Here is a 9,209-nt window from a genome sequence, read left to right on the forward strand (position 1 = left end):
GTCAAATTCCCTGCATCCCCACTCCCTTCACTAGAAGCAAACAAGCCACGGCCAAACTGACTACTGGCTGAGCTACCCATCACCTCAACCGAATCTGTTGCCGTAATCTGCAAGCTGCCACCCTTGCCTGAACCTCTAGTAGCGGTTGATACCGCTGCTCCATCGCGCACCAGCAAGCGCCCCGTGTGAATCGTCAAATTCCCTGCATCCCCACTCCCTTCACTAGAAGCAAACAAGCCACGGCCAAACTGACTACTGGCTGAGCTACCGATCACCTCAACCGAATCTGTTGCCGTAATCTGCAAGCTCCCACCCTTGCCTGAACCGAAAGTAGTGGTTGATACCGCTGCCTGATCGCGCACCAGCAAGCGCCCCGTGTCAATCGTCAAATCCCCTGCATCCCCACTCCCTTGACTCTGAGTAAACAAGTTACTGGAAGGCTGACCACTGGCTGAGGTACCAATCACCTCGACTCGTTCAGCAGCGGTAATCTGCAAGCTGCCGCCCTTGCCTGAACCGAAAGTAGTGGCTGTTACCACCGCCCCATCGCGCACCAGCAAGCGCCCCGTGTCAATTCTTATGTCTCCTCCAGTTCCCGTTCCTCTGTCAGTCACATCAGCCCTCAGGTATGAACCCTCACTCAGCTCAACCTCTGTTGTGCGTACCAGTACCTGTTTGCCATTTTCTGCCCCCAAGGTGTTAGCCCAAATATTCGAGCTTTGTGTCATCGAAAACCGCCCACCGCGAATCTGAATGTCACCGCCTCCTTCTCCACTGGCATCCACAAACGCCTCGTTTGATAATGAGATATTGCCCAAATTATTAATCGAGTCATACCCTAGGACAAAGTTGTTCCCACTCTGACTCAAACTTACTTCTCCCACTCCAGCCACACTGCCGAGTTCAATGCGTCCTCCGGCTGCTGTCAGTCTCCCGGACTCTAGGAGTACATTTCCACCAACTAACGCTAAAGTTCGACTCTGTTGCACCTGTAGCCCTGGGGGAAGACCTCCTGAGTTAGGTTGATCGATTAAACTTGGTGCTTGCGATCGATTAACAATGGGTTGAGCAGCAACGGCATTAAACCACAAAGCTGAGGGACTGACGCTGAGTAAATTACTTGAACTCGGTTGTGAAGCGCTAAATAGTCCGATATCCCCTAACTTGACGGCATTCGCTGTCGTTGCCAAAAATGAACCCTGCAGGTCTAAACTGGCAGATGGCCCGAACACAATGCCGTTTGGATTGATCAAAAACAAATTGGCATTGCCATCAACTCCCAACCTGCCATTAATTTCTGAACGGTTCGCCCCGGTGACGCGAGAGAGAATGTTTGATATCCCTGCTGGATTGGTAAAATAAGCGCCTCGTCCTTCTGGCACACTCAATTGTTCAAAACTGTGAAATAGATTAGCGCCCCGAATTGCACCACCATCAATGCGATCGCCTTGAATACCCGGTATATTGACATTGGGTGTAACGACTGAATTTTCAGCACCTAGCGTATTGTCAGGCACGATTTGGGCGTTAGCGCGATCGCCCCCTCCTACGAGGAGTGTCCCAAATATGGCGACGCAACCCCCAATCTGCCACTGCCAACACCGATCGAACCAGCTTTTAGCAATCATAGGTTGGTTTCTAAAACATATTGATAAATCTATCACTATAGTTTCTTTTTGAGTGGCCTTAACTCACATCTTGCACATACCCGATAAACAGCCTCCAAATAAATTTAGGACTGAAAGCTTAAGTTCGCTTTTAAACCCCACCTAAACGTAAGCTGCTTAAGAAGCGGGGGTCTCTAAACCATTTTTAACAATAAAAAATCCTCTAAATCAAAATTTTTTCTAGCGCTATAAATAAGGAAATTTTGGGATACTAAACACTCTATATACGAATTATCTGCGATTGCATTGACAACCAAAAGTATGAGATAAAAGGGCGTAAAATGCAGTAAAAAAAGCAAGAAAAATGCAAACAATTCTTGCCCGTGCCCAGCAAGCGAGTCTACACCTTACTGTGGTTGATGCCTTCAGAATATCAGCGCGATAATGTCCCGCTAACATTGCAGGCTTATGCAAACTAGCCTGCACAAGTATGTATTTTTATTAGTTGGGTTATGTCATTAAGTTGGCACAGAAGGTTAATGCGTTGTTTCTATTTGACCTCCTATCCTATAAATTACGCAGATACAATTATTAGGAACAACCAACTATGCCTTCTGAAATAACTTTTGGAAAAACAACTTATTCTACAAGTCCATACATTGAAAATGAGTTGGAGGTCAAACCCATCGCGACCATCCCAACTGATATTGCATTCCAGGCAGACCTTAATAGCAAAGGTTTTGCAGATGCTCGTGGAGGCACACTATCCCAGATTTCAGAAATTGCTGTTTTGCCTGTTGGCAATAAGGGTTTCACAGGCAATGTCTACATTGATGGCATTCTCTGGAGTGGGAATAATTGGATATCAGGTTCATCTTCAACAACAACGATTGATTACTCTTTCTGGAATTCCGAAACTGCCAGTTTTGATGACGCCTACTACGACGACATCGCCCAAAACCCCTATGACTGGTTTGCAGGGGAAAAAGCTTCTATGGTAAACGCTTTAAACAGTTGGTCAGCGGTTGCCAATATTCAATTTGTGAATGCTGGGGACAATAATGAATCAGCTACCCTTGGCTTCTATAATGTGGGTAATGCCGATGCGAATGGTTACTTAGGAATGTTCTGTCCTCCTGGAACAGATGGACAGGGAATTGGCTATTTCAACAGGGAAGGAGGGGGCTGGAATACTAATGGAATAGTGCAAGGTAACTTTAACTTCACCACTTTAATTCATGAACTTGGACATGGATTAGGGCTGGATCACCCCCATGGCAATCAAGGCGGTTCATCAATTTATCCAGGAGTTACCGCCGCCTTTGGTGATACAGGGGACTATGGCTTGAACCAGGGCGTTTACACCACCATGTCCTACAATAAAGGGCTAGTTAACAGTGGTGGCGCTCCAGGTACACGGGACTACGGCTATCAAGGCACACCTATGGCGTTTGATATTGCTGCTATTCAGTATCTTTATGGGGCAAACAACAGCTACAAAACTGGTAACGACACATACTTCCTGCCCACTGCCAACCAATCAGGTACCTATTATTCCTGTATTTGGGATGCTGGCGGAATTGATACTATTAGTGGTGTGGGGGCACTATCGGGTATCACGATCGCTCTCAATGATGCCTCGCTCAACCCTGCTGTAGATGGGGCAGGTGCTGGTGGTTATATCTCTTCTGCCAAGGGCATTTTTGGCGGATTTACTATTGCTAATGGTGCAATAATTGAGAATGCCGATGGTTCGGCTTTTGCCGATCTGATTACTGGCAATGAGTTCAATAACATTCTCAACGGTGGGGCTGGCAATGACTCTTTAATCGGCGAGTCTGGTAATGACATCCTTAATGGTGGGGCTAGCAATGACTCTTTAATCGGTGGCAAGGGCAATGACTCTCTCGTGGGTGGCAATGACAAAGATATCTTAACTGGTGGGAGTGGGAGCGATCGATTTACCTACACGGCTCTCAGTCAATCCTTGTTAGCCAACTATGATGTGATTACTGACTACTCTATTGGTGACCAAATTGATGCTCCTAGTTATATAATTGCAGCAACACTCACTACCCCTGTTGGTAATGCAGCTAGTTTGAGTGAAGCAGCTATCTCTACTTTACTAACCAGTGGTGTGTTTACAGCCAACAGTGCTGAAGCATTTACAGTTTCTGGTATAGCCGGAACCTTCATCGCTTTCAATGACGCAGTGGCTGGATTCAATTCTGCAAATGACTCCCTCATTTTCCTCAAGAATTATACGCTTGGCTCTGTTTCAATTGTTTAGAGGTGGTTAATCATAGGTAGACATGAGAAGAAGGAGCTAAAGTTGGGTGGGCAATGTCCGCCCTGTCAAGGTGCTATCGACGTACTTACGTCATCCTAGCTGTCGGATTTCGCTCGTAAACCAAATTGATGGTCGATTACGCTTAAAAAGCACTCGCTCGAACGAGCCTTTTCGAGGGCTGTGCTAACGTCAGCAACCAAATTTCAAGCGCTTGAGGGTCTTCTTCACCACCTAAATAAATAATGTAGTTAATTGCGGCGTTGCTGATTCTGGCGTATGAATAAACTTTTCGCTTGATGTTACAAAACTCGCTCTACTTGGCTTATAGCTATTCCGAAAACTTGAATTCATACTTGTATTCAGCAACGCCTCATTTCCAAGTGTACTCGCGCGAAGGAGGAGTTTATGGACATTCAAAACCTATCGTTCCGACGGAACCTCAAATTTCTAGGTGGTTCGGCTGTTGGGTTGGCGGGACTGCTGGCAGTCTGGATTGTGGGCGGCAACTATATCGCCTCTGTGCATGAAAAAGAAATCGAGCAGTATTTAGCAGCATATGCCCAACGGTTTCCCAAAACAGAGCCGAATGATGCAGCGTTGAAGCTGGCAGCCGCCCTCGCTAAAGTGGGGTTCGGTGGAGGGGCAAGTTTCTCTTCTGTCGATCGCTCCATCGGGTCTAGGGCTGATGTTAGGTATTCAAAGGACGATCGAAAGGCATTTGAAGAAATCAAACAAGAATTAACTCAGTACCTAGACGCTGAGCTTGCCAAACCAAACGATACCGTAAATCCACCTTCAGAGAAATTACAGCGCTATCTCGCCTCCCGGCAAACGGCTTTAGCAGAACTTCGCCAGCAAGTTTTAAATAATGAAGTACCGCACTGGGGAACAGATATTAGCGGGATTCTGGAAGGAGATATAACGGTTGTCTCACCCGCTTATTTATGGCAGGTTAATTTCCAACGAGTTTTAGCTCTAGACATTCTAGAAAAATACCGTAAAGGTCAGACGCAAGCAGCAGTAGAAATGTTGGAAGTATCCTGGAAAATCAACCAGTCTTTAACAGAAAGCCCCTCCCTAATCTCTCAACTGGTTGCTTTGATTGTGACTAAATACCCAGCAGGCGTGATGCGGAAAGTCGATCGGCTTCCCGCCCAGTGGCAGCAGCGCTTGCTGGAACGCGATTACCGCGAATCGGTATTGACATCCTTTCAGGGAGAATATTTGTATAAGTTCAAATTTTTGCAAGACTTCCTTTGGAAACACTCGTGGTCTTCGATACTAAAAGCATCAAGCTCTTATAATGATGGGGGAATGCTTTCACTAATTCAAGGAAACTATTTCCCGACTTCAGAAGAAAAAGTTTTAGACAGGACTTTATCTCCTATCCTGGTGTGGTTCAAGCCGACGATCAAACCTTATGTTCGCTTTTGTGCGATCGATAGTTATCACGCCTATAAACGATCGCTTGCAGCATCTCGCCAGCAGAATGTTTGCGCTTCTGATTCAGTCACGGTAGATGACTTTGCGTGGTGGAATTATATAGGTAGGACATCTACAAGTTTATCCAACCAAACCAGTAAAGGAGCCAAATCTATGCTGGATTTGGAACTGACTCAGAAAATTTTGCAAGTCAAAGCACTAGCAGCCAAAACGGGAAAATGGCCGCCATCGGTTCCCGAGATGAAGTCGTCTATTTGTCCGGGGGCAAAATGGCTGTATCGCGTTGCTCCCGATGGTACGATGTCGATCTCGTTTAGCGAGAAACCCAAATGGTTAGACGAGAGATTAAAAAGTCGCAGATGGCTACCATTTACCTATAGCGACAAGACACCGCCACAGCTCAAAAACCGAGCTTCTACCCGACCAAGGCGATAATAGCACATCCCCAACGACAGTTTGCGATCGTTAGTGCTGGCTACCATTGGCTAAGGAGCGGGGAAAAAGTGTCTCAGAACCCCAGATTTCCACGTACATCGGCGTTGCTTAACCAGGGTATGAAAAAAATAAGTTGAAAATCCCCAAGCTTTGTCTATACTGGTTTCTATAACGGGTTTATTTAGCCCTTCATACCCTAAATCAGCAACGCCTTAATTGCAAACAAAAGCTAGAGCAGAGTTTAAATTCGAGGCTGGTTAGGTAGCAAAATCGAGAATACTGCAAGAGGTGAGTAAAGCTTCGTCTAAAATCTTGAAAAGAACCTACCATATCTTACTTCTATGCCAAGCCGACACCGCCGATTCTGTGTCCGCCAAGTTCTGGTAATTTTATTCCTAACCAGCCTCACCAATTGCCTGTGGCTGAGTCATGTTTCTTTTAATCCTTTACAACTAAGATGGACAGAAGTAGCAACTGCACAGTCTACCAATCCCAGCCAGCTCGTACAACAAGGAATCGAACGATATAAAACAGGAGACGTGCAAGGCGCGATCGTACTTTGGCAAACCGCCTTAACCGCCTATCAAAGCACTAACAACCGTGCTAACGAGGCGATCGTTCGAGAAAAACTAGCCATAGCTTATCAACAAATCGGTCAATTCAGCGAAGCGATCGATTATTGGAAAAGTGCGATCGCCAACTATCGTTCCTCTGGAGATTTCGTGAAGGTGGGAAGGTTACTCACAGAACTCGCTCAAACCTACAGCCGTTTGGGGCAAAATAGAGAAGCGAAATCGCTTTTATGCGGTGCTTCTGAGGCTGATGAAATTTGCCCCAAAAGTGAAGGAAGTGCTTTGCAAATTGCCGAAAAATTTAGAGATCGCCAGGGAGAAGCGGCGGCTTTGGGAAGTTTGGGAGAAGCCTATCGCCTCACAGGAAAGTACGATCGAGCCATTGAAACTCTAGAGGCTAGCTTAAAGATTGTCGGGGAGATTAACCCCCCAGTTAATCGCGCATCAGTGCTTAATAGTCTCGGTAATACTTACTTTAGTAAAGCTCAACTCAACGAGCAGCGTGCTGATTCTGCTAAGTTCAGAAATGCAGAAAATAAGGCTAATGAATTTATTAAAGAAGCTGCTGATAATTACACAAAAGCTGTAGGTTATTTCGAGATAAGTCTCGAACAGAGTCGCACTCAAAATGACCCATCGAGTCAAATGCGATCGCTTCTCAATTTGATTCAACTTTATTACCGATCGAAATATTTTAAGTTACCCGATCGCATTAATAAGGCCGAGCAAGCATTGCAAGAAGCTCTAACTCTACTTAATATTATCCCTGATTCTCCCAATAAAGTCTATGCAGCAATCAATTTAGCCGAAATAGAACAACCTGTTGATTCTATTAATTATACTTCATCTCAAGCTCAATGTCTGCCGCGAAAACTCAACGAATCAAAAGCAGAGGAGCTCCTGCAAAAAGCTGTTGCTATTGCTCGAGGCGTTAAAGATTCTCGCTCCGAATCATTTGCGTTAGGTAAACTAGGTCATCTCTACGAATGCCGCAAAGACTACAATAAAGCCTTAGATTTTACCAAACAGGCAAGATTGGCAGCCGACCAAAACTTACTTGCTAAAGATAGTCTTTATTTGTGGGAGTGGCAGGCGGGACGAATATTTAAGGCGCAGGGGAAAGCATCTGAGGCAATTGCTGCTTACGAACGCGCGATCGCAACTTTAGAAGGTGAGGGAGGTATTCGAGACAATCTGTTAATTACTCAGCGAGACTTGCAATTTAGCTTTCGGGATACGATTACTCCTCTCTACCGCGAGTTTGCTCAGTTAAAGCTAGAGCGTGCTGAAGCGCTACCCATTGCAAGTCTTGAGTACCAAAAGGAGCTCGATTCTGCACTCAACGCGATTGATTCTTTGAAACTAGCAGAATTGCAAAATTACTTTGGCAATGAGTGTGTCTTTACCGTTTTTGAGCCAGAACGAGTTGATGACTTAGAAAGAGAAGACACTGCTGTCTTTAGTTCTATAATTTTGGACGATCGAACGGCGATTGTGGTGAGTTTACCCAACTCTGATGAGAAGGGAAAGCCAAATACTGAAAGAAGATTTAAACGGCTAGTCTGGATAAACGATAGTAAAAAACTTACAGAAGAAATCACAAAATTTCGTATAGAAATTCAGAAATTTTACGATCCTACTGACGCTTTTTTAACACCAGCACAAAATCTATATAACTTGCTGATTCGCCCTTTCGCCTCCGATTTAACACCAACAAAAATTAAAACTCTCGTTTTCATCCAAGATGGGCTATTACGCAGCGTACCGATGGCTGCGCTCCACAATGGTGAAGAATTTCTAGTTCAGAAATACGCCATTGCTACGACTCCCGGTTTGCGCTTGACATCTCCTAAACCCCTAAATTTTCCAAGTCTGCGGACGCTAGCTTTGGGCTTAACCGAAGCCGCTACCGTTGATGGTGAAAAATTTAAGGCTTTGGCAAATGTCACCGATGAAATCGATCGAGTTATAAAGCTATTTCCAGGTAGCAAGAAACTCTTGGACGAGCAATTTACTCCTGAGAGCTTAGAGCAAGAACTTAAACAAACGGTTTACCCGATTATTCACGTTGCCACTCACGGTCAATTTGGCACTCTTCCAGAAGATAGCTTTCTAGTCACGGGTAATAATGAGAAAATTACAATTACTCAGCTCGAAAGTGATATTCGCCGCTTTAGTAAAGGTACAGAGCCAGTGGAGTTGCTCGCACTCACGGCTTGTCAAACGGGTATAGGAGATGACCGTGCGACACTGGGTATGGCTGGCATTACGGTGCAAGCAGGCGTCAAAAGTGCTTTGGCTTCTCTTTGGTATGTTGACGATGCTTTTACACAAGAATTAGTCGCTAAGTTTTACGATAACTTGCGATCGCAAATGAGCAAAGCAGAAGCCCTAAAGGAAGCGCAGAAGGCGCTGATTAATCAAAACAAGAATATACATCCCGCTAAATGGGCCTCCTTTATCCTTATCGGTAACTGGCTATAGAAAGAAAAGAGCATTGTTACTGTATTAAAACCCTCTGTACAACAATGAATGAAAGTTGGCAAGCAGGTAAAAATCAGGTCAGAAAAAGTGCTAAATATGTCGGGCTTGTTGGCGGCGAATTAGATCGCGATCGCTCTTGATGCGCGATGTGCGATACTTTCTCTAAGAGCGATCGCGTTACGCAGTTGCAAATTCCGTAAACGGACGCAAACGCGGTGGATGAAAGGCGAGGACAATATCTTCACAAGACACCCCCGCTTGCAGTAAATCGGTTGCGATGCCGTCCTCAGTCCGGTCTTCTTCAACTAAATCAAAAGGAGTCCCGCGCTCTACCTGTACCCAGGTGAGCGTCGGGAGGAATTTGCGTGAGTGAAGAGA

At 45.3% G+C, this 9,209-nt stretch carries 5 protein-coding genes; 3 read left to right on the forward strand and 2 right to left on the reverse strand.

Annotated elements, in window-relative coordinates:
• The coding region (locus QUA50_RS27995; RefSeq protein WP_333268493.1) for a two-partner secretion domain-containing protein at nt 1-1,628 on the reverse strand (1,628 nt) is incomplete at its 3' end.
• Between the two features lie 586 nt (nt 1,629-2,214).
• On the opposite strand from QUA50_RS27995, the gene QUA50_RS28000 reads away from it, so the two are divergent.
• The 3 genes from QUA50_RS28000 to QUA50_RS28010 all read left to right on the forward strand — a co-directional run bounded on the left by QUA50_RS28000 (nt 2,215) and on the right by QUA50_RS28010 (nt 8,831).
• On the forward strand, nt 2,215-3,897 hold the full coding sequence (locus QUA50_RS28000; protein WP_333268490.1) for a M10 family metallopeptidase: 1,683 nt from the start codon (nt 2,215-2,217) through the stop codon (nt 3,895-3,897).
• Nucleotides 3,898-4,302: 405 nt separating this feature from the next.
• Nucleotides 4,303-5,775: a hypothetical protein gene (locus tag QUA50_RS28005; protein ID WP_333268489.1), complete on the forward strand. Its 1,473-nt coding sequence runs from the start codon at nt 4,303-4,305 to the stop codon at nt 5,773-5,775.
• A 341-nt stretch (nt 5,776-6,116) separates the two neighbouring features.
• Nucleotides 6,117-8,831: a CHAT domain-containing protein gene (locus QUA50_RS28010; RefSeq protein WP_333268487.1), complete on the forward strand. Its 2,715-nt coding sequence runs from the start codon at nt 6,117-6,119 to the stop codon at nt 8,829-8,831.
• Between the two features lie 177 nt (nt 8,832-9,008).
• On the opposite strand, the gene QUA50_RS28015 is transcribed toward QUA50_RS28010, so the two are convergent.
• The coding region (locus QUA50_RS28015) for an element excision factor XisI family protein (protein ID WP_333268484.1) at nt 9,009-9,209 on the reverse strand (201 nt) is incomplete at its 5' end.

Source organism: Microcoleus sp. M2_D5 (assembly GCF_036701935.1).
Lineage (GTDB): Bacteria > Cyanobacteriota > Cyanobacteriia > Cyanobacteriales > Microcoleaceae > Microcoleus.